Origin of the sequence: Streptomyces sp. NPDC050619, assembly GCF_040654815.1 — a bacterium.
GTDB lineage: Bacteria > Actinomycetota > Actinomycetes > Streptomycetales > Streptomycetaceae > Streptomyces.
Map to the genome: position 1 here is coordinate 104,076 of NZ_JBFAIR010000028.1, position 25,252 is coordinate 129,327.

At 70.2% G+C, this 25,252-nt stretch carries 21 protein-coding genes; 17 read left to right on the forward strand and 4 right to left on the reverse strand.

From position 1 onward, the window contains the following. Positions 1-33 precede the first annotated feature (33 nt). Entirely contained in the window at positions 34-1,164 is a 1,131-nt protein-coding gene (locus AB0I77_RS36530) for a CAP domain-containing protein (RefSeq protein WP_363287080.1), read from the reverse strand. A 168-nt stretch (positions 1,165-1,332) separates the two neighbouring features. On the opposite strand from AB0I77_RS36530, the gene AB0I77_RS36535 reads away from it, so the two are divergent. The 4 genes from AB0I77_RS36535 to AB0I77_RS36550 all read left to right on the forward strand — a co-directional run bounded on the left by AB0I77_RS36535 (position 1,333) and on the right by AB0I77_RS36550 (position 7,577). Then, positions 1,333-1,614 carry an acylphosphatase gene (locus AB0I77_RS36535; RefSeq protein WP_363287081.1) on the forward strand — a complete coding sequence of 94 codons (282 nt, stop codon included), beginning with the start codon at positions 1,333-1,335 and terminating at the stop codon, positions 1,612-1,614. Between the two features lie 380 nt (positions 1,615-1,994). Beyond that, the gene (locus AB0I77_RS36540; RefSeq protein WP_363287082.1) at positions 1,995-2,207 is read left to right on the forward strand and encodes a hypothetical protein; all 213 of its coding nucleotides are present in this window, start codon (positions 1,995-1,997) and stop codon (positions 2,205-2,207) included. A gap of 206 nt (positions 2,208-2,413) precedes the next feature. Further along, positions 2,414-5,968: a chromosome segregation protein SMC gene (smc, locus tag AB0I77_RS36545; RefSeq protein WP_363287083.1), complete on the forward strand. Its 3,555-nt coding sequence runs from the start codon at positions 2,414-2,416 to the stop codon at positions 5,966-5,968. A gap of 190 nt (positions 5,969-6,158) precedes the next feature. Next, positions 6,159-7,577: a sugar porter family MFS transporter gene (locus AB0I77_RS36550; protein WP_363287084.1), complete on the forward strand. Its 1,419-nt coding sequence runs from the start codon at positions 6,159-6,161 to the stop codon at positions 7,575-7,577. An 88-nt stretch (positions 7,578-7,665) separates the two neighbouring features. On the opposite strand, the gene AB0I77_RS36555 is transcribed toward AB0I77_RS36550, so the two are convergent. After that, positions 7,666-8,694, reverse strand: a complete 1,029-nt coding sequence (locus AB0I77_RS36555) for an LLM class flavin-dependent oxidoreductase (protein ID WP_363287085.1) — start codon at positions 8,692-8,694, stop codon at positions 7,666-7,668. 147 nt (positions 8,695-8,841) lie between these two features. Between AB0I77_RS36555 and ftsY the strand changes: the two genes are divergently transcribed. After that, positions 8,842-10,044: a signal recognition particle-docking protein FtsY gene (gene ftsY / locus AB0I77_RS36560; RefSeq protein ID WP_363287086.1), complete on the forward strand. Its 1,203-nt coding sequence runs from the start codon at positions 8,842-8,844 to the stop codon at positions 10,042-10,044. A 96-nt stretch (positions 10,045-10,140) separates the two neighbouring features. Here the strand turns inward: ftsY and AB0I77_RS36565 are convergent, their stop codons facing one another. Next, positions 10,141-10,797 carry a bifunctional DNA primase/polymerase gene (locus AB0I77_RS36565; protein WP_363287087.1) on the reverse strand — a complete coding sequence of 219 codons (657 nt, stop codon included), beginning with the start codon at positions 10,795-10,797 and terminating at the stop codon, positions 10,141-10,143. A gap of 434 nt (positions 10,798-11,231) precedes the next feature. Between AB0I77_RS36565 and AB0I77_RS36570 the strand changes: the two genes are divergently transcribed. The 5 genes from AB0I77_RS36570 (at position 11,232) to ffh (ending at position 18,858) form a co-directional block, all read left to right on the forward strand. Next, on the forward strand, positions 11,232-12,734 hold the full coding sequence (locus tag AB0I77_RS36570) for a hypothetical protein (protein WP_363287089.1): 1,503 nt from the start codon (positions 11,232-11,234) through the stop codon (positions 12,732-12,734). Between the two features lie 327 nt (positions 12,735-13,061). After that, entirely contained in the window at positions 13,062-14,402 is a 1,341-nt protein-coding gene (locus AB0I77_RS36575) for an ammonium transporter (RefSeq protein ID WP_363287090.1), read from the forward strand. Continuing rightward, positions 14,399-14,737 carry a P-II family nitrogen regulator gene (locus AB0I77_RS36580; RefSeq protein WP_006379495.1) on the forward strand — a complete coding sequence of 113 codons (339 nt, stop codon included), beginning with the start codon at positions 14,399-14,401 and terminating at the stop codon, positions 14,735-14,737. Before AB0I77_RS36575 ends, AB0I77_RS36580 begins: the two co-directional genes overlap by 4 nt. A gap of 29 nt (positions 14,738-14,766) precedes the next feature. Beyond that, positions 14,767-17,214: a [protein-PII] uridylyltransferase gene (locus tag AB0I77_RS36585; RefSeq protein ID WP_363287091.1), complete on the forward strand. Its 2,448-nt coding sequence runs from the start codon at positions 14,767-14,769 to the stop codon at positions 17,212-17,214. A 90-nt stretch (positions 17,215-17,304) separates the two neighbouring features. Further along, on the forward strand, positions 17,305-18,858 hold the full coding sequence (gene ffh, locus AB0I77_RS36590; RefSeq protein WP_363287093.1) for a signal recognition particle protein: 1,554 nt from the start codon (positions 17,305-17,307) through the stop codon (positions 18,856-18,858). 94 nt (positions 18,859-18,952) lie between these two features. On the opposite strand, the gene AB0I77_RS36595 is transcribed toward ffh, so the two are convergent. Beyond that, positions 18,953-19,810: an SAM-dependent methyltransferase gene (locus tag AB0I77_RS36595; protein ID WP_363287094.1), complete on the reverse strand. Its 858-nt coding sequence runs from the start codon at positions 19,808-19,810 to the stop codon at positions 18,953-18,955. Positions 19,811-20,009: 199 nt separating this feature from the next. Between AB0I77_RS36595 and proS the strand changes: the two genes are divergently transcribed. The 7 genes from proS to rplS all read left to right on the forward strand — a co-directional run bounded on the left by proS (position 20,010) and on the right by rplS (position 25,207). Beyond that, complete coding sequence (proS, locus tag AB0I77_RS36600; protein WP_363287095.1) at positions 20,010-21,425, forward strand: proline--tRNA ligase; 1,416 nt, start codon at positions 20,010-20,012, stop codon at positions 21,423-21,425. A gap of 261 nt (positions 21,426-21,686) precedes the next feature. Continuing rightward, positions 21,687-22,289: a hypothetical protein gene (locus AB0I77_RS36605; RefSeq protein WP_363287096.1), complete on the forward strand. Its 603-nt coding sequence runs from the start codon at positions 21,687-21,689 to the stop codon at positions 22,287-22,289. Positions 22,290-22,562: 273 nt separating this feature from the next. Beyond that, positions 22,563-22,991 carry a 30S ribosomal protein S16 gene (gene rpsP, locus AB0I77_RS36610; protein WP_363287097.1) on the forward strand — a complete coding sequence of 143 codons (429 nt, stop codon included), beginning with the start codon at positions 22,563-22,565 and terminating at the stop codon, positions 22,989-22,991. A 5-nt stretch (positions 22,992-22,996) separates the two neighbouring features. Then, the gene (locus AB0I77_RS36615) at positions 22,997-23,236 is read left to right on the forward strand and encodes an RNA-binding protein (RefSeq protein WP_003973401.1); all 240 of its coding nucleotides are present in this window, start codon (positions 22,997-22,999) and stop codon (positions 23,234-23,236) included. Positions 23,237-23,343: 107 nt separating this feature from the next. Continuing rightward, positions 23,344-23,889: a ribosome maturation factor RimM gene (rimM, locus tag AB0I77_RS36620; protein ID WP_363287098.1), complete on the forward strand. Its 546-nt coding sequence runs from the start codon at positions 23,344-23,346 to the stop codon at positions 23,887-23,889. Beyond that, positions 23,889-24,722: a tRNA (guanosine(37)-N1)-methyltransferase TrmD gene (gene trmD, locus AB0I77_RS36625; RefSeq protein ID WP_363287099.1), complete on the forward strand. Its 834-nt coding sequence runs from the start codon at positions 23,889-23,891 to the stop codon at positions 24,720-24,722. Before rimM ends, trmD begins: the two co-directional genes overlap by 1 nt. A 134-nt stretch (positions 24,723-24,856) precedes the next feature. Beyond that, a complete protein-coding gene (gene rplS / locus AB0I77_RS36630; RefSeq protein ID WP_363287100.1) occupies positions 24,857-25,207 on the forward strand; it encodes a 50S ribosomal protein L19 in 351 nt (116 codons plus the stop codon). Positions 25,208-25,252: the final 45 nt, after the last annotated feature.

The following is a 25,252-nucleotide window of genomic DNA, read 5'->3' on the forward strand; positions in this document are numbered from 1 at the left end:
GCACTAACCAGAAGTTAGTGCGGGTCCTGTCCGTCAGTACCCGAAGTCCTGGGTCCACCAAGGGCCGCCCGACCCGAGGTGCACACCGACGCCCAGCGTCTTGAAGTCGCAGTTCAGGATGTTGGCCTTGTGGCCGGGGCTGTTCATCCAGGCCTCCATCACCGCGGCCGCGTCGGCCTGGCCCCGGGCTATGTTCTCGCCGCCGAGGTCGGTGATCCCGGCCTTGGCGGCCCGGTCCCACGGGCTCGCCCCGTCCGGGTCGGTGTGGTCGAAGAAGCCCCGCGCGGCCATGTCCTCGCTGAAGTCCTCGGCCAGCTTGGCCAGCGCGCTGTTGGCGGCCAGCGCACTGCAGCCCACCTTGGCCCGCTCCTCGTTGACGAGCTTGAGCACCTCGGCCTCGGCCTGGGTCTCCGCCGACACCGTCACGGGCTCGGTCGTCTTCTCCGGCGCCTTCGTGGCCGCACGGGAAGGGGGCGCCTTCGGCTTGCTGGGCGGCGTCGTCCTCGGCTTCTTGGACGGCGTCTTGGTCGGGGCGGCGGACGGCGTCGACTTCGAGGCGGACGGCGTGGGGGTCGGCGAGGTGGAGCGTTCGGCGTCGCGGCTCGTCGACGAGCCGTCGTCACGGCTCTCGGTGCCGCCGGCGCTGCCGTCGGTGCCCCCCTGCTCGACCGGGGAGTTGGTCGGCGAGTTTGCCGCCTGCACCTTGTCGGCGCCGCTGCCGCTGCCCCCGCCGAGCTGGTAGTTGTCGAGGCCGGGCACCGCACCCGTGGCGACGGCGACCGTGCCGAGGGCGACCGCGGCGGAGACGCCGAGCAGCCCGGTCTTGACCGGCGTCCCGCCCTTCTTCCGGCGGCGGTGCGAACCCGCGCGCCGGGGACCGTCGGAGGGCGTGAAGCCGTCGGACGGGAAGACCGCGCCGGTGCGGCCGTGGTCGTCCGGCGCGAAGTCCGTCGCGAAGAGGTATTCCTGGCTCTTCGTGTAGGCCTCGGCGTACGACTCGGGGTTCAGATAGGGGGCGATGCCCAGCGTGGGGCGGTCGCCGGCGTACGAGTCGTACGGGTCGTGGTCCGGGTGGCTCTCCGTGGGGGAGCCATAGGTTTCCGTGACCCCCGTGGCGCGGCCCGTGGCGGCGCGGCCGGCGGCGGAGCGTCGGTGGCGTCCCATGTCCTTGCCTTCCTCGTCCTCGCGGTCGACGCGTCCCCCCGGTCAACCAAGCTCACAAAACTCACACGAACGAGTGAGTTTCGTATGAGATTCATTGGGTGGGGACGGTACCGCATGGCGCCAGGGGAGGAAGTGCCCCGAGAGACATTGGCCGGTTAGGTTGCACTCATGAGCGAGGATGTGCGACTGGTCGCCTGGGTGCGTGGACGTGTGCAAGGCGTGGGTTTCCGCTGGTTCACGCGGGCCAAGGCGCTGGAGATCGGCGGCCTGAGTGGTTTTGCTCTCAATTTGGGTGACGGACGGGTCCAGGTGGTGGCGGAAGGGCCCCGCGCGGGATGCCAGGGGCTCCTCGACTGGCTCCAGGGCGACGACACGCCCGGCCGCGTGGACGGCGTCACCGAGATCTGGGACACACCTCGCGGGGGTTACGACGGCTTCGCCATCCGGTGATCCAGTTCTTCGGAATCCCCGGGCGGAACCGGAGGGGCATGCCATCGGCACCTGCCCGAAGCAGAAAGTGCCTGGTGGTTGCCAATAACCCCTTGCGGTGACAGGCTCCGCACGTAAAGATGATCGCCACGCCCAAGGGTCCCGCAGGAGTCGCAGCGCCGCCGTTTCCCGGCCGCGTGCCCCCGGTTCGCCCGCCAATACGGGCGTGATCGTGTTGACCGTCAAACTTTTTGGTGAGACGCTAAAAGCACCCCGCGCACCTTAGCTGTTTGGCATGGAAGAACAACAGCACGAACTCAAAAGTGTCAAGCACCGCGGGTGCGAATCCCTCACGACCCACACCGCTTCGGTCGGTCACTCAGTGTGGAGGACCATCCATCATGGCAAAGGCGCTTCTCGGTTACGTCGGCGGCTCCGACCCTCGACTCCTCGCCGAGATGCGACGGCTCCAGCAGCGCGTCCAGGACCTGGAATCCGAGCTTGTACGGATCCAGGAAGAGAACGACGCGCTCGCGGCTGCCGCTTCTCACGACAGGATCATGGAGAGCATGGAGAGCATCGACGCACACCAGGCGGAGCCTGCGCTCACCTGATCACTGCATCGAACAACGACAGCAGTGGTTGGGCAGCCCATATCAGCCGCTAAGTTGTCAGATCTGCAAGGGACGCTTCGGCGTCCCTTCTTTCTTGCCCCCGCGCACCCTTTCACTCTCTTTAACGTCTGGTGTGCCCTGCACGTTCACCGGTGAAACCGCGGGTTCATGGAGTGAGACACCCCCGGGAGGTAAAGTCCAGCGGCGTGCACCTCAAGGCCCTGACCCTCCGCGGGTTCAAGTCGTTCGCCTCGGCGACCACGCTCCGGTTCGAGCCGGGTATCACGTGTGTCGTGGGGCCGAACGGCTCGGGCAAGTCCAATGTGGTGGACGCGCTCAGCTGGGTCATGGGCGAGCAGGGCGCCAAGTCGCTGCGCGGCGGCAAGATGGAGGACGTCATCTTCGCCGGCACCACCGGCCGCCCGCCGCTGGGCCGCGCCGAGGTGTCCCTGACCATCGACAACTCCGACGGGGCACTGCCCATCGAGTACGCCGAGGTCACCATCACGCGGATAATGTTCCGCAACGGCGGCAGCGAGTACCAGCTCAACGGCGACACCTGCCGCCTGCTCGACATCCAGGAACTCCTCTCCGACTCCGGCATCGGCCGCGAGATGCACGTCATCGTCGGCCAGGGCCAGCTCGACTCCGTGCTGCACGCCGACCCCATGGGCCGCCGCGCCTTCATCGAAGAGGCGGCCGGTGTCCTCAAGCACCGCAAGCGCAAGGAGAAGGCGCTCAGGAAGCTGGACGCGATGCAGGCCAACCTCGCTCGCGTGCAGGACCTGACGGACGAGCTGCGGCGCCAGCTCAAGCCCCTCGGCCGCCAGGCCGCGGTCGCCCGCCGGGCCGCCGTCATCCAGGCCGACCTCCGCGACTCGCGCCTCAGGCTCCTCGCCGACGATCTCGTACGGCTGCGGGAGGCCCTCAAGGCCGAGATCGCCGACGAGGCCGCCCTGAAGGAACGCAAGGAAGCCGCCGAGCTGGACCTGAAGAAGGCGCTCCAGCGCGAGGCGCTTCTGGAGGACGAGGTGCGGCAGCTCACCCCGCGTCTCCAGCGTGCCCAGCAGACCTGGTACGAGCTGTCCCAGCTGGCCGAGCGGGTGCGCGGCACGATCTCGCTGGCCGACGCGCGCGTGAAGAGCGCCACTTCGGCGCCCGAAGAGGAGCGGCGCGGCCGGGACCCCGAGGACATGGAGCGCGAGGCCGCCCGGATCCGCGAGCAGGAGGCCGAACTCGAAGCGGCCCTGGAGGCGGCCGAGCGGGCCCTGGAGGACACGGTCGCCCACCGGGCCGACTTGGAACGCGAACTCGCGCACGAAGAGCGGCGCCTGAAGGATGTCGCCCGATCCATCGCCGACCGCCGCGAGGGCCTCGCCCGGCTGAACGGCCAGGTCAACGCGGCCCGTTCGCGCGCTGCCTCGGCCCAGGCCGAGATCGACCGGCTGGCCGCCGCCCGGGACGAGGCACAGGAACGGGCCGTCGCCGCCCAGGAGGAGTACGAGGCCCTCAAGGCCGAGGTCGACGGCCTCGACGCCGGCGACCAGGAACTCGCCGAGCAGCACGAGACGGCGAAACAGCAGCTCGCCGAGGCGGAGGCCGCCCTGACGGCGGCCCGCGAGGCGGCCACGGGGGCGGAGCGGCAGCGGGCGGCGACCCAGGCCCGCCGCGAGGCGCTGGCACTGGGTCTGCGCCGCAAGGACGGGACCGGAGCGCTGCTCGCGGCGAAGGATCGTCTCAGCGGTCTGCTCGGCCCGGCCGCCGGACTGCTGACCGTGGCCCAGGGCCACGAGGTCGCCCTGGCCGCGGCCTTCGGCGTCGGAGCCGACGCCCTCGCGGTGACCACGCCGTCCGCCGCCGCCGACGCCATCCGGCTGCTGCGCAAGCAGGACGCGGGCCGGGCCGCCCTGCTGCTGAGCGGCGCCCCCGACGACGTACCGCAGGAGGCACGCACCGACGGGCCGCCGTATGCCGCCGACCTCGTCCGCGGGCCCGCCGAGCTGATGCCCGCCGTACGACGGCTGCTGCGCGGGATCGTCGTGGTCGGCACCCTCGAGGACGCCGAGGATCTCGTCTACGCGCGGCCCGATCTGACCGCCGTGACCGCCGAGGGCGATCTGCTGGGCGCGTACTTCGCGCAGGGCGGGTCCGCCGGGGCGCCGAGTCTGCTCGAAGTGCAGGCGTCCGTGGACGAGGCCGCCGCCGAGCTCGAAGAGCTGGCCGTGCGGTGCGCGGAGCTGACCGAGGCGCAGCACGCGGCCGTCGAGCGGCGCCGGGATTGTGCCGCGCGGGTCGAGGAGCTGGGGGAGCGGCGCCGGGCCGCCGACCGCGAGAAGTCGGCCGTAGCCCAGCAGCTGGGGCGGCTGTCCGGACAGGCGCGCGGCGCGGCAGGGGAGGCCGAGCGGTCCACCGCCGCCGCGGCGCGGGCCCAGGAGGCGCTCGACAAGGCCCTCCAGGATGTCGAGGAACTCGCCGAACGGCTCGCCGTCGCCGAGGAGATGCCGGTCGAGGAGGAGCCCGACACGTCGGTACGGGACCGTCTCGCCGCTGACGGGGCCAACGCCCGTCAGACCGAGATGGAGGCCCGCCTCCAGGTCCGTACGCACGAGGAACGCGTCAAGGGGCTCGCCGGACGGGCCGACTCGCTGGACCGGGCCGCCCGCGCGGAACGCGAGGCACGCGCGCGTGCCGAACAGCGACGGGCCCGGCTGCGGCACGAGGCGACGGTCGCGGAAGCGGTCGCCTCCGGGACGCGGCAGCTGCTCGCCCATGTCGAGGTCTCCCTCGCGCGCGCCGACGAAGAGCGGTCCGCCGCCGAGGCCGCCAAGGCGCGACGCGAGCAGGAACTGACCGCCGCCCGGGGCGCCGGACGCGATCTCAAGGGCGAACTCGACAAGCTGACGGACTCGGTCCACCGCGGCGAGGTGCTCGGCGCCGAGAAGCGGATGCGGATCGAGCAGCTGGAGACCAAGGCGCTGGAGGAGCTCGGTGTCGAACCGGCGGGGCTCGTGGCCGAGTACGGCCCGCACCAGCTGGTGCCCCCCTCGCCCCCCGCCGAGGGCGAAGAGCTGCCGGAAGATCCGGAGCATCCGAGGAACCAGCCGAAGACGTTCGTCCGCGCGGAGCAGGAGAAGCGGCTGAAGGTCGCCGAACGCGCGTACCAGCAGCTCGGGAAGGTGAACCCGCTCGCGCTGGAGGAGTTCGCGGCGCTGGAGGAACGCCACCAGTTCCTCAGCGAGCAGCTCGAGGACCTGAAGAAGACCCGCGCCGACCTGCTCCAGGTCGTCAAGGAGGTCGACGAGCGCGTCGAGCAGGTCTTCACCGAGGCCTACTGGGACACGGCCCACCAGTTCGAGGGCGTGTTCGGCCGGCTGTTCCCGGGCGGCGAGGGGCGGCTCGTGCTGACCGACCCGGACAACATGCTCACCACGGGCGTGGACGTCGAGGCCCGGCCGCCGGGCAAGAAGGTCAAGCGGCTGTCCCTGCTGTCGGGCGGCGAGCGCTCGCTGACCGCCGTGGCACTCCTGGTGTCGATCTTCAAGGCGCGGCCCAGCCCGTTCTACGTGATGGACGAGGTCGAGGCGGCGCTCGACGACACCAACCTCCAGCGGCTGATCCGGATCATGCAGGAGCTTCAGGAGGCCTCGCAGCTGATCGTGATCACGCATCAGAAGCGGACCATGGAGGTCGCCGACGCGCTGTACGGCGTCTCCATGCAGGGCGACGGCGTATCGAAGGTCATCTCGCAGCGACTGCGCTGACGCGGCTTTGCCTTTCCTTCAACTCGTGAACGCAATACCCCCACTTGCGGGGGCATAGGTCACATCTGCTGGCTCTTGACTTCGAAACTTGAAGGCATAGTCTCGGCAACGTTGCTTTTACCTTCAGGTACCACCTACCTCGAAGGGCCGACCCCCGCCGGCGACGTTGCCGGCGGCCCGAGGAGTACACGTGACCAGCACAGCGCAGGGATCCAAGTCAGGAGCCGCCACGGCTCACCCCGATCATCTCGGGCACGTCATCTTCATCGCGGCGGCGGCCGCGATGGGCGGTTTCCTCTTCGGCTACGACAGCTCCGTGATCAACGGCGCCGTCGAGGCCATCAGGGGCCGCTACGACATCGGCTCCGCGGCCCTGGCCCAGGTCATCGCCATCGCCCTGATCGGCTGCGCCATCGGCGCCGCGACCGCCGGACGCATCGCCGACCGCATCGGCCGTATCCGCTGCATGCAGATATCGGCGGCCCTCTTCACGATCAGCGCCGTCGGCTCGGCGCTCCCCTTCGCGCTGTACGACCTCGCCTTCTGGCGCATCGTCGGCGGTTTCGCCATCGGTATGGCCTCCGTGATCGGCCCCGCCTACATCGCCGAGGTCGCCCCGCCCGCCTACCGCGGCCGCCTCGGCTCCTTCCAGCAGGCCGCGATCGTCATCGGCATCGCCGTGTCGCAGCTGGTCAACTGGGGTCTGCTGAACGCCGCCGGCGGCGACCAGCGCGGCAAGCTGATGGGCCTGGAGGCCTGGCAGGTCATGCTCGGCGTCATGGTCGTCCCGGCCGTCCTCTACGGCCTGCTCTCCTTCGCGATCCCCGAGTCCCCGCGCTTCCTGATCTCCGTCGGCAAGCACGAGCGGGCCCGCGAGATCCTCGCCGAGGTCGAGGGCAAGGACGTGAACATGGACGCCCGCGTCGCCGAGATCGAGCACGCGATGAAGAGCGAACACAAGTCGACCTTCAAGGACCTGCTCGGCGGCGGCTTCTTCTTCAAGCCGATCGTCTGGATCGGCATCGGCCTGTCGGTCTTCCAGCAGTTCGTCGGCATCAACGTCGCGTTCTACTACTCCTCGACCCTGTGGCAGTCGGTCGGCGTCGACCCGACGGACTCGTTCTTCTACTCGTTCACGACGTCGATCATCAACATCCTCGGCACCGTGATCGCCATGATCTTCGTCGACCGCGTCGGCCGCAGGCCGCTGGCCCTGATCGGCTCCGTCGGCATGGTGATCGGTCTCGCGCTGGAGGCCTGGGCGTTCTCCTTCGACCTGGTCGACGGCAAGCTGCCCGCAACCCAGGGCTGGATCGCCCTGATCGCCGCCCACGTGTTCGTGCTCTTCTTCGCCCTGTCCTGGGGTGTGGTCGTCTGGGTCTTCCTCGGCGAGATGTTCCCGAACCGGATCCGTGCCGCCGCCCTGGGCGTGGCCGCCTCCGCGCAGTGGATCGCCAACTGGGCCATCACCGCGAGCTTCCCGTCGCTGGCCGACTGGAACCTCTCCGTGACCTACGTGATCTACACGGTCTTCGCCGCGCTCTCCATCCCGTTCGTCCTCAAGTACGTCAAGGAGACGAAGGGCAAGACGCTGGAGGAGATGGGCTGAGCCTCCTCGAAGAGGCCACTGAGCTCGAGGAGCCGGGCCAAGTCCCCGCTGCCGGCTCCTCGACACCCGTAAGGCGTACCGCCCCGGTTCACTCGCTGAGCCGGGGCAGTACGTTTTCGCAGAACAGACGCAGGCTGCGCCACCCCTCGTCGAGCGGCATCCCGCCGGCCAGCGGATGCAGGACGAGGTTGTCCAGGCCCTGGGCCAGGCACTCCTCGGGCGTGAGGATCCGGTACACGCCCTCGGCGCGCAGCTCGTCCACCGTCGTGGCCGCCGACCGCACCGCCGACCGGATGTCCCCGGACTGCCAGGAGGCGTACGTCCGCGCCTCGTGCAGGAAGTGCGCGCCGTACCGGCCCCACGCCTCGTCCGGGTCCTCCGCGATGTGCAACAGCGGGGTCTCGGCGGCGGGCATCATGGTCCAGCCCTCGGTGCCGTACTCGACGAGCCGCTCCTTGTAGTACGCCTCCAGCTCCGGCAGGTGCGCGCTGGGGAAGAAGGGCAGACCGAGGCGGGCGGCCCGGCGGGCGGCGGCCTTCGAGGAGCCGCCGACCAGCAGCAGGGGGTGCGGATCGGTGTACGGGCGCGGAGTGACCCGTACCGTGCGTCCTCGGTACTCGAAGGGGTCGCCGCTCCAGGCCTTCAGCACCGTCTCCAGTACCTCGTCCTGGATCTTCCCGCGCCGCTTCCACTCCACGTCGAACAGGGCGTACTCCTCGGGCCGGTACCCGATCCCGGCGACCGTCACCAGCCGGCCGCCGCTCAGCAGATCCAGCACGGCGATGTCCTCGGCCAGCCGCAGCGGGTCGTGCAGCGGGCCGATGCCCGCCGAGACCGTGACCGCGATCCGCCCGCCCGTCGCCCGACCACCACCCCTCAACGAGGCGCTGCGCGCCGCTGAATTTCCTTGCGTCGCGCCGAAGACCGCCCCCGCGAAGGCGAACGGCGACGGCAGCCAGTTGTTGCCGACGCCGTGGTGCTCCTCGGTCTGCACGGTGGTGATCCCGTGGTCGTCGGCATACGCGGCCATCTCCAGGGCGGCCCGGTAGCGGGCACTGAGCGAGGCGGGGGTGGCGCCGGGCTCGACGAGGTTGAAACGGATGACGGTGACGGGCATGGGAAAACCCCCTTCGCCGGACGGGTGGGGTGCCGGTGCAGGGGGACGTTAGCTGACGGGTCGTCAGGTAACCAGAGGCGGGGCGTGCCCCGTTCGGCGTGCGGGCGACGGCCCCGCCGGAGGTGGGTCACGCATACTGGACGGGTTATGGACATCGTCATCCTTGTTGTAGTCATCGCCGTGGTCGTGCTCGGCGCGCTCGGCGGCCTCATCGTCGGCAGCCGGCGCCGGAAGCCGCTGCCCCCGCCGCCCCCCGCCGCCCCCGACATCACCGCCCCGCCGGCCGAGCCGCACATCGGCGACGAGGCCGAGACACCGCGCGACGAAGAGCGCCGGACGATAGAGGAGGTGGATCTTCCGGACGGCTCGGCTCCCGTGGCCGTCGAGGAGCCGCCATTCGTCGAAGCCCCCGAGATCGAGGTCCCCGAACCCACCGCCGGCCGCCTGGTCCGCCTGCGCGCCCGCCTGTCCCGCTCCCAGAACGCCCTCGGCAAGGGCCTGCTCGTCCTGCTCTCCCGCGAGCACCTCGACGAGGACACCTGGGAGGAGATCGAGGACATCCTGCTCACCGCGGACGTCGGCGTGCAGCCCACCCAGGAGCTGGTCGAAGGTCTGCGCGAGCGCGTGAAGGTGCTCGGCACCCGCACGCCCGACGAGCTGCGCGGCCTGCTGCGCGGCGAGCTGCTCAAGCTGGTCGGCACCGACTTCGACCGTGAGGTCAAGACCGAGCCCGAGACCAGCAAGCCCGGCATCGTGATGGTCGTCGGCGTCAACGGCACCGGCAAGACCACCACCACCGGCAAGCTCGCCCGCGTCCTGGTGGCCGACGGCCGCAGTGTCGTCCTCGGTGCCGCCGACACCTTCCGGGCCGCCGCCGCCGATCAGCTCCAGACCTGGGGCGAGCGGGTCGGCGCCCACACCGTGCGCGGTCCCGAGGGCGGCGACCCCGCCTCCGTCGCCTTCGACGCGGTCAAGGAGGGCAAGGAGATGGGCGCCGACGTCGTGCTCATCGACACCGCCGGCCGCCTGCACACCAAGACCGGCCTCATGGACGAGCTCGGCAAGGTCAAGCGTGTCGTCGAGAAGCACGCCCCGCTGGATGAGGTGCTGCTCGTCCTCGACGCGACCACGGGACAGAACGGTCTCGTGCAGGCCCGGGTCTTCGCCGAGGTCGTCGACATCACCGGCATCGTCCTCACCAAGCTGGACGGCACGGCCAAGGGCGGCATCGTGGTCGCCGTACAGCGCGAGCTGGGCGTGCCGGTCAAGCTGGTCGGCCTGGGCGAGGGCGCGGACGACCTGGCGCCGTTCGAGCCGGAGGCGTTCGTTGACGCCCTTATCGGAGAATGACCTGGGAACGTTCCTAGGTGCTCGCAGAAGCGCCCGCCCCCCCAAGGTGCAATGGGGGGACGGGCGCTTCGTCACGTACGGCTACGCGACTTACGCCTACGCGCGCGACCGGTGTGCCACATACGCCAGCGTCCCCAGCAGCAACCGCGCCGCCGGCGGCTTCGTCGCCGTGTCCAGTTCGGGCGGGCGCAGCCAGTGGACCGGGCCCAGGCCCGCCCGGTCGGACGGCGGCGCCGTGATGTACGTACCCGGGCCGAGGCCGTGCAGGTCGAGGGAGGACGGGTCGTCCCAGCCCATGCGGTAGAGCAGCTCGGCCAGTTCGGCGGCGGCGCCGGGGGCGACGAAGAAGTGGGCGCGGCCCTCCGGTGTCGCGGTCACCGGGCCGAGAGGGAGACCCATGCGCTCCAGGCGCACCAGGGCGTGGCGCCCGGCGGGCTCGGCCACCTCGATCACGTCGAACGCCCGGCCGACCGGCAGCATCACCGCGGCGCCGGGGAACTCCCCCCAGGTCCTGGTCACTTCGTCGAGCGTGGCACCGGCCGGCACATGGGGCGCGAAGTCGAGGGGATGGGCGCCCGGGGCGGCGCAGTCGGCGCGGCCGCACGAGCAGGCGCCCGCCGCGGCCCGCGCGCCCGGGACGACGTCCCAGCCCCAGAGTCCGGTGAACTCGGCGACGGCGGTGCACTCCGACGTGCGGCCGCGTCGCCGTGTACCGGAGCGGATCTCCCGAATGCCGCCGATCGTGAAGCCCATGCCCCCTCCAACGTGTCCGGCGTGCCGGTGGTTACGAGACGAACGCGAACCGTGACTCTCTGTTGCCACTTTCGAGTTTTGTCGGCGCTCGGAGGTCCCCCGGGTTGTGTACTCAACCGTGCACGCCCCCGAATGCACCGCTCCGCCCACTCCCGGTCGCCCTCTGTCAAGTCAATCGTGTGGAGGCGACCGTGAGTTCATTCGAAGGGGTGGCGAAAGGTGGCGTTTCGGGGATCGCCATGGCTGGACGCGTGATCGTAGGATTACTCTGTGTGCACGAGTCCTGGAGGCACATGCACTTCTGGGTATGCCGGAGGCAAGTCGGCTTCCCGTTCGAAGGATGACAACCGCCGGACGGACGGCCGTATTTACCGGCATTCTGATAAGGCTTGGCGCACTCAGTGACAAGTGGTCTCAGGAATGGGGGCGTTCCAGTGAGCGGCAACGGCGGTAGTGGGACGAGCGGGACAAACTCAACGAACGCCGACAAGCGCCCCAATGAGCTGCTCACCTCGTGGTTCGTGCGCAGCGGCTGGTCCAAGGGCGAGCTCGCCCGGCAAGTCAACCGCAGGGCCCGCCAGTTGGGGGCCAACCACATCTCCACCGACACCTCGCGCGTGCGCCGCTGGCTGGACGGCGAGAACCCCCGCGAACCCATCCCCCGGATCCTGTCCGAGCTGTTCTCCGAGCGGTTCGGCTGCGTCGTCTCCGTCGAGGACCTCGGCCTGCGCTCCGCCCGCCAGTCACCCTCCGCGGGCGGCGTCGACCTGCCCTGGACGGGTCCGCAGACAGTGGCCCTGCTCAGCGAGTTCTCGCGCAGCGACCTGATGCTGGCGCGGCGCGGCTTCCTCGGGAACTCGCTGGTCCTGTCCGCGGGCCCGTCCCTCATCGAGCCCATGCAGCGCTGGCTCGTGCCCGCGCCCTCCTCGCCGTACCAGGAGCCCGAGCCTTCCGGGTCCTCGGCGGCCTCGGCCCGTCGCGGCCGGCTGTCCAAGCCCGAGCTGGATCTCCTCGAGGCGACCACGGTGATGTTCCGCAAGTGGGACGCCGAGTGCGGCGGCGGCCTGCGCCGCAAGGCGGTCGTCGGCCAGCTGCACGAGGTGACCGACCTCCTCCAGGAATCCCACCCCGAGGCCACCACCCGCAAGCTCTTCAAGGTCGCCGCGGAGCTGGCGGAACTGGCCGGCTGGATGTCGTACGACGTCGGGCTGCAACCCACCGCGCAGAAGTACTTCGTCCTCGCCCTGCACGCGGCCAAGGAGGCCGGCGACAAGCCGTTCGGCTCGTACGTCCTGTCCAGCATGAGCCGCCAGATGATCCACCTCGGGCGGCCCGAGGACGCCCTGGAGCTGATCCACCTCGCGCAGTACGGCAGCCGGGACTGCGCGAGCCCGCGCACCCAGTCCATGCTGTATGCGATGGAGGCCCGCGCCTACGCCAACATGGGGCAGCCCGGGAAGTGCAAACGGGCGGTCCGGATGGCCGAGGACACCTTCGCCGACACCGGCGAGTGGGACGATCCGGACCCCGACTGGATCCGTTTCTTCTCCGAGGCCGAGCTGTACGGCGAGAACTCCCACTCCTACCGCGACCTCGCCTACGTCGCCGGCCGCAGCCCCGCCTACGCCTCCCTGGCCGAACCCCTGATGGAGCGAGCCGTCGAGCTGTTCGCCAAGGACCATGAGCACCAGCGGTCGTACGCACTCAATCTGATCGGGATGGCCACCGTGCATCTGCTGCGCCGCGAACCCGAGCAGAGCACCGTGCTCGCCGCGCGGGCCATGCAGATCGCCAAGAAAGTCCGCTCCGAGCGCGTCAACACTCGTATCCGAAAGACGGTCGGCGCGGCCGTACGCGATTTCGGCGATCTCGCCGAGGTCGTGGACCTCACCGACCAGCTCGCGATCGAACTGCCCGAATCCGCGGAGGCGGTCTGACAGCCCCGGCCGAACCCCTGAACTCCGGCCGCGGCCGGCCCTCCCGAACTGCCCGACTCGGCTCCCCCATGCCCGGTCATCGGAGGGCCGACCGCGGTCGGTTTTGATTGCTTTACCGAAGGTTGCGCCACGATAACGATCGACGCGACCAATATCTGCCAGTTCATCTAGGCGTAACACGCACGGCGCCTTCGTCACGTCGGCGAAACAATGAGGGGCTTCCATCGAAACGGCGCTGCGTCAATCTCATGGCGCATAACCGGCCCACCCCTCCAATCCGCTCAGGCTTCGCCCGCACGGGGCCGTACCAACGACGAGGAGACGCCGATGGCACCAGCAGCCATCACGCTCGCCGCAGAAGCACCCAAGCTGTCTGCCGCCAACACGGGCTTCATGCTCATCTGTTCTGCCCTGGTGCTGATCATGACCCCGGGCCTCGCCTTCTTCTACGGAGGCATGGTCCGCGTCAAGAGCACTCTCAACATGCTGATGATGAGCTTCATCAGCATCGGGATCGTCACCATCCTTTGGGTGCTGTACGGCTTCTCCATGGCTTTCGGTACTGACTCCGGCAGCATCATCGGATGGAACTCCGACTGGGTCGGCCTCAGCAACATCGGCCTGACGGAGCTGTGGGACGGCTACACCATCCCGATCTTCGTGTTCATGATCTTCCAGATGATGTTCGCGATCATCACGCCCGCCCTGATCAGCGGTGCCCTGGCCGACCGCGTGAAGTTCACCGCGTGGGCACTGTTCGTCGCCCTGTGGGCCACGGTCGTCTACTTCCCGGTCGCGCACTGGGTCTGGGGCGCCGGTGGCTGGGCCTTCGAGCTGGGCGTGATCGACTTCGCCGGTGGTACGGCGGTGCACATCAACGCGGGCGCCGCGGCGCTCGGCGTGATCCTGGTCATCGGCAAGCGGGTCGGCTTCAAGAAGGACCCGATGCGCCCGCACAGCCTGCCGCTGGTCATGCTCGGCTCCGGTCTGCTGTGGTTCGGCTGGTTCGGCTTCAACGCCGGTTCGTGGCTCGGCAACGACGACGGCGTCGGCGCGCTGATGTTCGTCAACACGCAGGTCGCCACCGCCGCCGCCATGCTGGCCTGGCTGATCTACGAGAAGATCCGCCACGGCGCGTTCACCACGCTGGGCGCCGCCTCCGGCGCGGTCGCCGGTCTGGTCGCCATCACCCCCTCGGGTGGTGCGGTCTCCCCGCTCGGCGCCATCGCCGTCGGCGTCGTCGCCGGTGTGCTGTGCGCCATGGCCGTCGGCCTGAAGTACAAGCTCGGCTACGACGACTCGCTCGACGTGGTCGGCGTCCACCTGGTCGGCGGTGTCGTCGGCTCCCTGCTGATCGGCCTGCTCGCCAGCGGCCACGGCCAGTCCACCGTGGAGGGCCTCTTCTACGGCGGCGGCATGACCCAGTTCTGGAAGCAGTGTGCCGGTGTCTTCGCGGTGCTCGGCTACTCCCTCGTCGCCTCCGCGATCCTCGCCTTCCTGATCGACAAGACGATCGGGATGCGGGTCACCGAGGACGAGGAGGTCGCCGGTATCGACCAGGCGGAGCACGCCGAGACCGCATACGACTTCAGTGGTGCCGGCGGTGGCTACGACCGCGGCGCCGTCCCGGCCCCGCCCGCCTCTGAGACCAAGAAGGTGGACGCATGAAGCTCATCACCGCCGTCGTGAAGCCTCACCGGCTCGACGAGATCAAGGAAGCTCTCCAGGCCTTCGGGGTCCACGGCCTGACGGTCACCGAGGCCAGCGGCTACGGTCGTCAGCGGGGCCACACCGAGGTCTACCGGGGTGCCGAGTACACGGTCGACCTGGTCCCCAAGATCCGTATCGAGGTACTGGCCGAGGACGACGACGCCGAGGGCCTCATCGACGTCATCGTCAAGGCTGCCCGCACCGGCAAGATCGGTGACGGCAAGGTCTGGTCCCTGCCGGTCGAGACCGCCGTACGGGTCCGGACCGGCGAGCGCGGCCCGGACGCGCTCTAGAGGACAGAAAAGAGAACAGGAGTCGCTGGGTGACGAGTACGAACGTGCGCAAGGATGCAGAGGACTCGGGACCCAGCGGCTACGCGGCGGCCCGGCTGCGCCTCCTCACTGAGGGGGCGCGGTCCGGGCCGCCGCGCCGTACCGCCCTCGCCGAACTGACGGACGACTGGCTGACCGGCCTGTTCGCCGCCGGGACCGAGCAACTGCGCGGGGTCTCCCTGATCGCGGTCGGCGGTTACGGCCGCGGCGAACTGTCCCCACGCAGCGACCTGGACCTGCTCCTGCTGCACGACGGCGCGGACTCCGGCGCGGTGGCCGCCCTGGCCGACCGCATCTGGTACCCCGTCTGGGACCTCGGCCTCGCCCTGGACCACTCGGTCCGCACCCCGGCCGAGGCCCGCAAGACGGCCGCGGAGGATCTCAAGGTCCAGCTCGGCCTCCTCGACGCCCGCCACATCGCGGGCGACCTGGGCCTCACGGCCGGATTGCGTACGGCGGTCCTCGCCGACTGGCGCAACCAGGCGCCGAAACGTCTCCCCGAGCTCCAGGAGCTGTGCGCCGAGCGCGCGGAGCGCCAAGGCGAGTTGCAGTACCTCCTGGAACCCGACCTCAAGGAGGCCCGCGGCGGCCTGCGCGACGCCACCGCCCTGCGCGCCGTCGCCGCCTCCTGGCTGGCGGACGCCCCGCGCGAAGGACTCGACGACGCCCGGCGCAGGCTCCTCGACGTCCGCGACGCCCTGCATCTGACGACGGGCCGCGCGACCGACCGGCTCGCCCTCCAGGAACAGGACCAGGTCGCGGCCGAACTCGGCCTCCTCGACGCAGACACGCTCCTGCGGCAGGTCTACGAGGCGGCCCGCGTCATCTCGTACGCCAGTGATGTCACCTGGCGCGAAGTGGGGCGCGTGCTCAGGTCGCGCGCCGTGCGGCCACGCCTGCGCGCCATGCTCGGGGGCGGCAAGCCCGTGGCCGACCGCTCTCCGCTGGCCGAAGGGGTGGTGGAGCAGGACGGCGAGGTGGTGCTCGCCCGCGCCGCACGCCCCGAACGCGACCCCGTACTGCCCTTGCGCGCCGCGGCCGCCGCCGCCCAGGCCGGACTCCCGCTCTCCCTGCACGCCGTACGGCGCATGGCGGCCGGCGTGCGCCCCTTGCCCACGCCCTGGCCCGCCGAGGCCCGCGAGCAACTCGTCACCCTGCTCGGTTCCGGCCAGCCCACCATCGACGTCTGGGAGGCGCTGGAGGCCGAGGGCCTGATCACCCGCCTCCTGCCCGACTGGGAGCGGGTGCGCTGCCGCCCGCAGCGCAACGCCGTCCACGTCTGGACCGTCGACCGGCACCTGATCGAGACCGCCGTCCGCGCCTCCGAGTTCACCCGCCGCGTCCACCGCCCCGACCTCCTCCTGGTCGCCGCACTGCTGCACGACATCGGCAAGGGCTGGCCCGGCGACCACTCCGTGGCCGGCGAGATCATCGCCAAGGACGTGGCCGCCCGCATCGGCTTCGACCGCGCCGACGTGGCCGTGCTCGCCACGCTCGTACGCCACCACCTGCTGCTCATCGACACGGCCACCCGGCGCGACCTGGAGGACCCGGCCACCGTGCGTTCGGTCGCCGAGGCGGTCGGCACACAGGGCACGCTGGAGCTGCTGCACGCGCTCACCGAGGCGGACGCGCTGGCCACCGGCCCGGCCGCCTGGTCGTCGTGGCGCGGCTCGCTCGTCGCCGACCTGGTCAAGCGGGTCCACGCCGTGCTGTCCGGGGACTTCTTGGACGAGCCCGAGTCCGCCGCGCCCACCGCCGAGCAGGAGCGCCTCGCGATCGAGTGCGTCGCGACGGGCGGCCCGGTGCTGGCACTGCGCGCACAGACCGAGGCACCGACGGAGGAGCAGCCGGCCGGCGATCCGGAGCCGCTCGGTGTCGAACTGCTCATCGCAGTCCCCGACCAGGCGGGCGTGCTGCCCGCGGTCGCCGGCGTGCTGGCCATGCACCGCCTGACGGTCCGCACGGCCGAGCTGCGGGCGCTGGACCTGCCGGACGGCGTCGAGGGCTCCGTACTCCTCCTGAACTGGCGGGTCGCCGCCCAGTACGGCTCCCTGCCCCAGGCCGCCCGGCTGCGCGCCGACCTCGTACGGGCCCTGGACGGCTCCCTGGACATCGCGGCCCGCCTCGCCGAACGGGACGCCGCGTATCCGCGCCGTCGGGGCGTCGTGGCACCCCCGCCGCGGGTGTCGGTCCACCCGGCCGCGTCCCGCCTCGCCACGGTGATCGAGGTGCGGGCCCAGGACGCGCCTGGGTTGCTGTTCCGCATCGGGCGGGCGCTGGAGGACGCGGGGATGCGGATGCGGAGCGCGCATGTGAGCACGCTCGGGTCCAACGCGGTGGACGCCTTTTACGTGACGACTGCTGAAGGGGTGCCGCTGGCGGGCGAGGAGGCGGCTTCGGCGGCGCGGAAGCTGGAGGAGACGCTGCGGGCGTGACCGATCGAGCAGGCGGGGACGATTGTCTTGCGCGGCCGGATACCCTGGAAGACGCTCACACTGCTCCCGACCCCGAGGACCGACGCCACCGTGTTCGATACCCTCTCCGACCGCCTCAGCGCGACTTTCAAAAACCTCCGCGGCAAGGGCCGGTTGTCCGAGGCGGACATCGACGCCACGGCGCGCGAAATCCGCATCGCCCTCCTCGAAGCCGACGTCGCCCTGCCCGTCGTCCGCACGTTCATCAAGAACGTCAAGGAACGCGCGCTCGGTGCCGAGGTCTCCAAGGCGCTGAACCCTGCCCAGCAGGTCCTCAAGATCGTGAACGAGGAGCTCGTCACGATCCTCGGCGGCGAGACCCGGCGCCTGCGCTTCGCCAAGAACCCGCCGACCGTGATCATGCTGGCCGGTCTCCAGGGTGCCGGTAAGACCACCCTCGCGGGCAAGCTCGGCCGCTGGCTCAAGGAGCAGGGCCACTCGCCGCTCCTGGTCGCCTGTGACCTCCAGCGCCCCAACGCCGTCAACCAGCTCAGCGTGGTCGCCGAGCGCGCCGGCGTGGCCGTCTACGCGCCCGAGCCGGGCAACGGCGTCGGCGACCCGGTCAAGGTCGCCAAGGACTCCATCGACTTCGCGAAGTCCAAGGTCCACGACATCGTGATCGTGGACACCGCCGGCCGCCTGGGCATCGACCAGGAGATGATGCGGCAGGCGGCGGACATCAGGGATGTCACCTCGCCGGACGAGATCCTCTTCGTCGTCGACGCGATGATCGGTCAGGACGCGGTCAACACGGCCGAGTCCTTCCGCGACGGCGTCGGCTTCGACGGCGTGGTGCTCTCCAAGCTCGACGGTGACGCCCGCGGTGGTGCCGCCCTGTCGATCGCCTCGGTCACCGGCAAGCCGATCATGTTCGCGTCCAACGGCGAGAAGCTCGACGACTTCGACGCGTTCCACCCGGACCGGATGGCCTCCCGCATCCTCGACATGGGTGACCTGCTCACCCTGATCGAGCAGGCGGAGAAGACGTTCAGCCAAGAAGAGGCCGAGCAGATGGCCTCCAAGCTGGCGTCCAAGAAGGGCCAGGACTTCACGCTCGACGACTTCCTGGCTCAGATGGAGCAGGTCCGGAAGATGGGCAGCATCAGCAAGCTGCTCGGCATGCTCCCCGGCATGGGCCAGATCAAGGACCAGATCAACAACCTCGACGAGCGGGACGTCGACCGCACGGCCGCGATCATCAAGTCGATGACCCCGGGCGAGCGCCAGGAGCCGACGATCATCAACGGCTCGCGCCGTGCCCGTATCGCCAAGGGCTCCGGTGTCGACGTCAGCGCGGTCAAGGGCCTGGTCGAGCGGTTCTTCGAGGCCCGCAAGATGATGTCCCGCATGGCCCAGGGCGGCGGTATGCCCGGCATGCCGGGGGTCCCGGGCATGGGCGGCGGGCCCGGCCGGTCGAAGAAGCAGCCGAAGAAGGCCAAGGGCAAGCAGCGCTCCGGCAACCCGATGAAGCGCAAGCAGCAGGAGCAGGAGGACGCCGCCCGCCGCGCGGCCGCCGCCCAGAGCGGCAACGCCTTCGGCGTGCCGGGCCAGCAGGCACCTCAGGACTTCGAGCTGCCTGATGAGTTCAAGAAGTTCATGGGCTGACGGCCCTTTCGCACGGTGCCGAGGGCGTCCCTCTCCGGAGGGGCGCCCTCGGCGCGTTCCGTGCGCGCCGGCCTCCGCCGGCCTCTCGGCCGGGTCAGGGCACGCGCGCGATCAGGTACCGGAACACGTTCGGCATCCAGACCGTGCCGCCTGGACGCTGGTGCGGATGCAGGGCCTCCGTCAGCTCCTTGTCCACCCGTTCCTGGTCCGTCGCGGCGATCGCCGCGTCGAAGAGCCCCGTCGACAGCAGTCCGCGCACCGCGCTGTCGAGGTCGGCGTACCCGAAGGGGCAGGCCACCCGGCCGGAGCCGTCCGGCCTGAGGCCGGCCCGCTGGGCGACCTCCTCCAGGTCGTCGCGCAGGGCCGGGCGCCAGCTGCCCGTGCCGCGCAGCGGATCCGCCAGCTTGGTGCCCACCCGCAGCACGGACGACGCGGCGCAGCGTTCCGGCGGACCCCAGCCGGCCAGCACCACGTGCGCCCCCCGTTCGGCGAGCGGCGTCGCCGAGGTGAGCAGGTCCCCGAGCCCCTCCGAGTCGCCCGCGAGACACCCGATGGGCTCGAAGGCGGTCACCAGGGTGTACGCGGGTGCCTGGGCGTCGGCCGCGTCCGGGGGTGTGCCGTCGACGAGCCGGGTGGCGCCGCGCGTGCGCGTGCCCCACGCCTGCGGAAGCAGCCGCTCGCGCGCGAGGGCCAGTCGTTCGGGGGAGGAGCCGTCCACGCCGGTGACCGCGGCGCCCCTGGAGGCGGCCATCACCAGTGCCAGCCCGGAACCGCAGCCCAGGCTCAACAGCCGCGTGGCGGGCCCCACTTCCAGTCGCTCGTAGACGGCCTCGTAGAGCGGCACCAGCATCCGCTCCTGGATCTCGGACCAGTCACGCGCGCGTGCACCACGGTCCACACAGAGTGCGTCTTCCGTATGTGACAGGTGCTGCCGCACGAGCGTAGGTGTCATCGAATGCGCCCCAATCAGCCGAGAGTTGCCCGTGTGCCCGTGTTTCCGTAGCCCCCGTGACGTACGTCGCTCTCCCCCCGTATGCCAGGTAACTCCGCACTCGACCGCGCGTCCAGGGGTTGTCGGGCCCGGCTTGCAGGTGGACTGTGCCTGTGGCGAGATTTCACATTCCGGCAACCTGGGCCCGTACCATCGCGCCATGGCAAAGGCACCCGTTCTCACGCCCCGGGCGGACGACTTCCCCCGCTGGTACCAGGATCTGATCACCAAGGCCGAGCTGGCCGACAACGGTCCGGTGCGCGGCACCATGGTGATCCGACCGTACGGGTACGGGTTGTGGGAGCGGATGCAGGCCGAGATGGACGCCCGCATCAAGGAGACCGGCACCCAGAACGCGTACTTCCCGTTGCTGATCCCGCAGTCGTACCTCACGCGTGAGGCCGATCATGTCGAGGGCTTCGCACCGGAACTGGCCGTGGTCACGCACGGCGGCGGCAAGGAGCTGGAGGAGCCGGCGGTCGTCCGGCCCACCTCCGAGATGATCATCAACGACTACTTCTCGAAGTGGGTGCAGAGCTATCGCGACCTGCCCCTGCTGATCAACCAGTGGGCCAACGTGGTCCGTTGGGAGCTGCGGCCCCGTCTCTTCCTGCGCACGAGCGAGTTCCTGTGGCAGGAGGGCCACACCGCGCACGCCACGTACGAGGACGCCCGTGAGTTCGCCGCGCACATCCACCGCGAGGTCTACGAGGACTTCATGGTGAACGTCCTCGCGATGGACGTCGTCCCCGGCCGCAAGACCGTCAAGGAGCGGTTCGCCGGGGCCGTCAACACCCTCACGCTCGAAGGCATGATGGGCGACGGCAAGGCCCTCCAGATGGCCACCAGCCACGAGCTGGGCCAGAACTTCGCCAAGGCCTTCAACACGCGGTACCTGTCCAAGGACGGCCGGCAGGAACTGGTCTGGCAGACCTCCTGGGGCTCGACCACGCGCATGATCGGCGCCCTGGTGATGATGCACGGCGACGACAACGGCCTGCGTGTCCCGCCGCGCCTGGCACAGGTCCAGGTCGTCGTCCTCGCGATCAAGGGCGACGACGCGGTTTTGGCCAAGGTCCGCGAGATCGGCGATCGGCTGAAGGCGGCGGGCATCCGCGTCCAGGTCGACGACCGCACCGACACCCCCTTCGGCCGCCGAGCCGTCGACTGGGAGCTCAAAGGTGTGCCGGTCCGCATCGAGCTCGGGCCCCGTGACCTGGACAACGGCACGGCGATGCTGGCCCGCCGCATCCCGGGCGGCAAGGAGCCGGTGTCTCTCGATGCCCTGGCGGCGCTGATCCCCACGATCCTCGAAGAGGACCAGGCGCTGCTGCTGACGCAGTCCCGGGAGCGCCGCGAGTCCCGTACCTCCGACGTGTCGACGATCGCGGAGGCCGCCGAGGCCGCCGGCGCCGGCGGCTGGGCGCGCATCCCGTGGGCCGTGCTCGGCGAGAAGGGCGAGGCCGAACTGGCCGAGCAGGCGATGACCGTACGGTGCCTGGTCGCCGAGGACGGGTCGGTGCCGGACGCCGAGGACGCGCCCGGTAACGTCGCGGTCGTCGCGCGAGCTTACTGACGTAGCGCCCTTCCGGCGGGAGAGCGGCCGAAACGCCTCTTGCGCACCTGCCGACCGCAGCTGCCCCGGCGCGTGGACAAGGTCTACGCGCCGGATCGTAGGGCACACTACGCACCAGCTTGGTAGGAGCTGTGAAGCTTCTCCGCAGATCAGCGCACCCGCCCTCGTCAGGACGCATCAGCGGCAACTGACGGGTACGTGCAAATTATTTGGGATGCCCCGGAATCGGAACACCGGGGCACTCTGGCTCGTTGTCATTACGTGAGCACGACACAGACACCACCTGTTCTCGCCGCAGAGCTGGCGCAGGCGTGGGCCGACATTCAGCGGTACCACCCCGAGCTGCCCGATCTTGCCGCGCCAGAGTCCCTGATCGGGGAGTCGTCGTCCGCGTGCGGTCACGAGCTCTCCTTCGAGCGACTGCTTCACGAGGCAGTCCATGGCATCGCCGCCGCACGCGGCATCCGCGACACCTCCCGCGCCGGTCGCTACCACAACCGCAGATTCCTCGCGATCGCCGAGGAGATGGGCCTGGACCACCCCGAGGAACCGCACCCCAGCAGCGGTTTCTCGTTGGTCACGCTCACCCCCGAGGCGAAGCGGCGCTACCGCCCGACCAGCGAGCGCCTCCAGCGCGCCCTCAAGGCCCACTCGGCGGCGACGGCGGACGACACGTCTCGCAGCTTCCGCGGCCCGGCCGCCCGCCACGGCTCCTCCGGCGGCGGAGTCCGGGTCAAGGCGGTCTGCGACTGCGGTCGCAACGTACGCGTCGTCCCGTCGGTACTGGCCCAGGCGCCGATCGTGTGCGGCGGCTGCGGGAAGCCGTTCAGAATCCCGGAGGTGGTCGGGGCGGCGGCCGGCTGAGGGCGCGGCTGTTCGTGGCAGCCGCATCCGGAAGCTCGTAGCCGGCGTGCGCAGGGCACCCGGAGCGCCGGGTGCCCGTCAGGCCTGCCCAGCTCCCGGCTCCCTTGGTCCTGAGCGGTCCGCAGGGTGTGGCACAATAGCTAGCTGTACTCGACAGCCGCACAGGAACCCTCTCGCCTCCGGCTGACGCGTCCATCGGGCACTCGGGTACCGCAACCCCACGCGGCCATCTCGCCGTGCCCAACCACGTCAAATCCAGGAGAACCCACTCCCGTGGCAGTCAAGATCAAGCTGAAGCGTCTGGGCAAGATCCGTTCGCCTCACTACCGCATCGTCGTCGCCGACTCCCGTACCCGTCGTGACGGTCGTGCGATCGAGGAGATCGGCCTGTACCACCCGGTGCAGAACCCCTCGCGCATGGAGGTCGACGCCGAGCGCGTGGCCTACTGGCTCTCCGTCGGCGCCCAGCCGACCGAGCCCGTGCTCGCCATCCTGAAGAAGACCGGCGACTGGCAGAAGTACAAGGGCGAGCCCGCCCCGCCGCCGCTGCTCCAGCCGGCCGAGAAGGCCGCACGTCCGCTGTTCGAGGCTCTCGGCGGCGACGACGCGGGCAAGGGTGAGGCGATCACCCCGAAGAAGAAGGCCGAGAAGAAGGACGAGGCTCCCGCTGAGTCCGCTTCGGCTGAGTCGACCGAGGCCTGAGCAGCATGCTCGAAGAGGCGCTTGAGCACCTCGTGAAGGGCATCGTCGACAACCCTGACGACGTGCAGGTCGCCTCGCGCAACCTGCGTCGTGGGCGTGTGCTGGAGGTCCGGGTCCACCCCGACGATCTCGGCAAGGTGATCGGCCGCAATGGCCGTACCGCGCGCGCCCTGCGTACCGTCGTGGGCGCCATCGGCGGCCGCGGTGTCCGTGTCGACCTCGTCGACGTGGACCACGTCCGCTGACGCTTTTCGCAACCGGCTCGGGCCGGGGAGGGCCACTGGGCCGTCCCCGGCCCGACGTCGTATGGCCGACGTCGGGCGGCCGGTCGTATGACAGGAGATCGAGCACAGTGCAGCTGGTAGTCGCACGGATCGGCCGCGCCCACGGCATCAAGGGCGAGGTCACCGTCGAGGTACGAACCGACGAGCCGGAACTCAGGCTCGCCCCTGGCGCCGTCCTGGCCACCGAGCCGGCCTCCGCCGGACCGCTGACCATCGAGACCGGCCGTGTCCACAGCGGTCGGCTCCTGCTGCGTTTCGAGGGCGTGCGCGACCGCACCGCCGCCGAGGCGCTGCGCAACATCCTCCTGATCGCCGACGTCGACCCGGAGGAACTGCCCGAGGAAGAGGACGAGTACTACGACCACCAGCTCATGGATCTGGACGTGGTCACGGCGGACGGCGTCGAGGTAGGCCGTATCACCGAGATCTCGCACCTGCCCTCCCAGGACCTGTTCATCGTCGAGCGGCCCGACGGCAGCGAGGTGATGATCCCGTTCGTCGAGCAGATCGTCACCGAGATCGACCTCGAGGAGCAGCGCGCGGTCATCGAACCGCCGCCCGGCCTGATCGACGACCAGGCGGAAATCGTGTCCTCTCGAGAAGAAGAGGCGTAATGCGGCTCGATGTCGTCACGATCTTCCCCGAGTACCTGGAACCGCTGAACGTCTCCCTCGTCGGCAAGGCACGCGCGCGTGGACAGCTGAAGGTGGGTGTCCACGATCTGCGCTCGTGGACGTACGACCGGCACAACACGGTCGACGACACTCCGTACGGCGGCGGTCCGGGCATGGTCATGAAGACGGAGCCCTGGGGCGACGCGCTGGACTCCGTCCTGGCGGACGGCTACGAGACGGGCTCCCACCGGCCCGCCCTCATCGTTCCCACGCCCAGCGGCCGCCCCTTCACCCAGGAACTCGCCGTGGAACTCTCCGAGCGGCCCTGGCTGGTCTTCGCGCCCGCCCGCTACGAGGGCATCGACCGCCGTGTCATCGACGAGTACGCGACCCGGATGCCCGTCTACGAGGTCTCCATCGGCGACTACGTCCTCGCCGGCGGCGAGGCGGCCGTACTCGTCGTCACGGAGGCCGTGGCGCGGCTGCTGCCCGGTGTCCTGGGCAACGCCGAGTCCCACCGGGACGACTCCTTCGCGCCGGGAGTCATGGCCAACCTCCTGGAGGGGCCCGTCTACACCAAGCCGCCCCAGTGGCGCGGCCACGGGATCCCGGACGTGCTGCTCAGCGGGCACCACGGCAGGATCGCCCGCTGGCGCCGCGACGAGGCGCTGAAGCGTACGACGGCCAACCGGCCCGACCTCATCGAGCGCTGCGACCCCAAGGTCTTCGACAAGAAGGACCGTGAGATGCTCTTCATTCTGGGCTGGGCGCCGGACCCGGCGGGGGAGCCGTACGGCCGATTTTGGCGCAGGCCACAGGGCGTGGAAGAATAGGCCGCTGCTGTGTGCCGTCCGGCGTGCGCCCCTGCCACGGGGGGACACGACGCCCGCCCCGACAAGCACGGCTCTCACCCAGAACACCTAGTTTCCGTTGATGACCTGTGGCATCAGCGAGGAAAGCAGACGAAATGTCTCACCTGCTCGACTCCGTCGACTCCGCGTCGCTGCGCAGCGACATCCCGGCCTTCCGCCCGGGTGACACTGTCAACGTCCACGTCCGCGTCATCGAGGGCAACCGCTCGCGTGTGCAGCAGTTCAAGGGCGTGGTGATCCGTCGCCAGGGCGCCGGTGTCCGCGAGTCCTTCACGGTCCGCAAGGTCTCGTTCTCCGTCGGCGTCGAGCGCACCTTCCCGGTGCACACCCCGATCGTCGAGAAGATCGAGCTCGTCACCCGTGGTGACGTGCGTCGCGCCAAGCTGTACTACCTGCGCGAGCTGCGCGGCAAGGCCGCGAAGATCAAGGAGAAGCGCGAGAGCTGAGCGCTTTCCGGACGTCACAGCGGGGCCGGATAGCATCTGGCCCCG

Bases quoted from the DNA above. Each gene is read 5' to 3' on its own strand.
- AB0I77_RS36530 (WP_363287080.1), bottom strand. From the start codon at position 1,164: ATGGGACGCCACCGACGCTCCGCCGCCGGCCGCGCCGCCACGGGCCGC.
- AB0I77_RS36535 (WP_363287081.1), top strand. From the start codon at position 1,333: ATGAGCGAGGATGTGCGACTGGTCGCCTGGGTGCGTGGACGTGTGCAA.
- AB0I77_RS36540 (WP_363287082.1), top strand. From the start codon at position 1,995: ATGGCAAAGGCGCTTCTCGGTTACGTCGGCGGCTCCGACCCTCGACTC.
- AB0I77_RS36555 (WP_363287085.1), bottom strand. From the start codon at position 8,694: ATGCCCGTCACCGTCATCCGTTTCAACCTCGTCGAGCCCGGCGCCACC.
- ftsY (WP_363287086.1), top strand. From the start codon at position 8,842: ATGGACATCGTCATCCTTGTTGTAGTCATCGCCGTGGTCGTGCTCGGC.
- AB0I77_RS36565 (WP_363287087.1), bottom strand. From the start codon at position 10,797: ATGGGCTTCACGATCGGCGGCATTCGGGAGATCCGCTCCGGTACACGG.
- AB0I77_RS36575 (WP_363287090.1), top strand. From the start codon at position 13,062: ATGGCACCAGCAGCCATCACGCTCGCCGCAGAAGCACCCAAGCTGTCT.
- AB0I77_RS36580 (WP_006379495.1), top strand. From the start codon at position 14,399: ATGAAGCTCATCACCGCCGTCGTGAAGCCTCACCGGCTCGACGAGATC.
- AB0I77_RS36595 (WP_363287094.1), bottom strand. From the start codon at position 19,810: ATGACACCTACGCTCGTGCGGCAGCACCTGTCACATACGGAAGACGCA.
- proS (WP_363287095.1), top strand. From the start codon at position 20,010: ATGGCAAAGGCACCCGTTCTCACGCCCCGGGCGGACGACTTCCCCCGC.
- AB0I77_RS36615 (WP_003973401.1), top strand. From the start codon at position 22,997: ATGCTCGAAGAGGCGCTTGAGCACCTCGTGAAGGGCATCGTCGACAAC.
- trmD (WP_363287099.1), top strand. From the start codon at position 23,889: ATGCGGCTCGATGTCGTCACGATCTTCCCCGAGTACCTGGAACCGCTG.
- rplS (WP_363287100.1), top strand. From the start codon at position 24,857: ATGTCTCACCTGCTCGACTCCGTCGACTCCGCGTCGCTGCGCAGCGAC.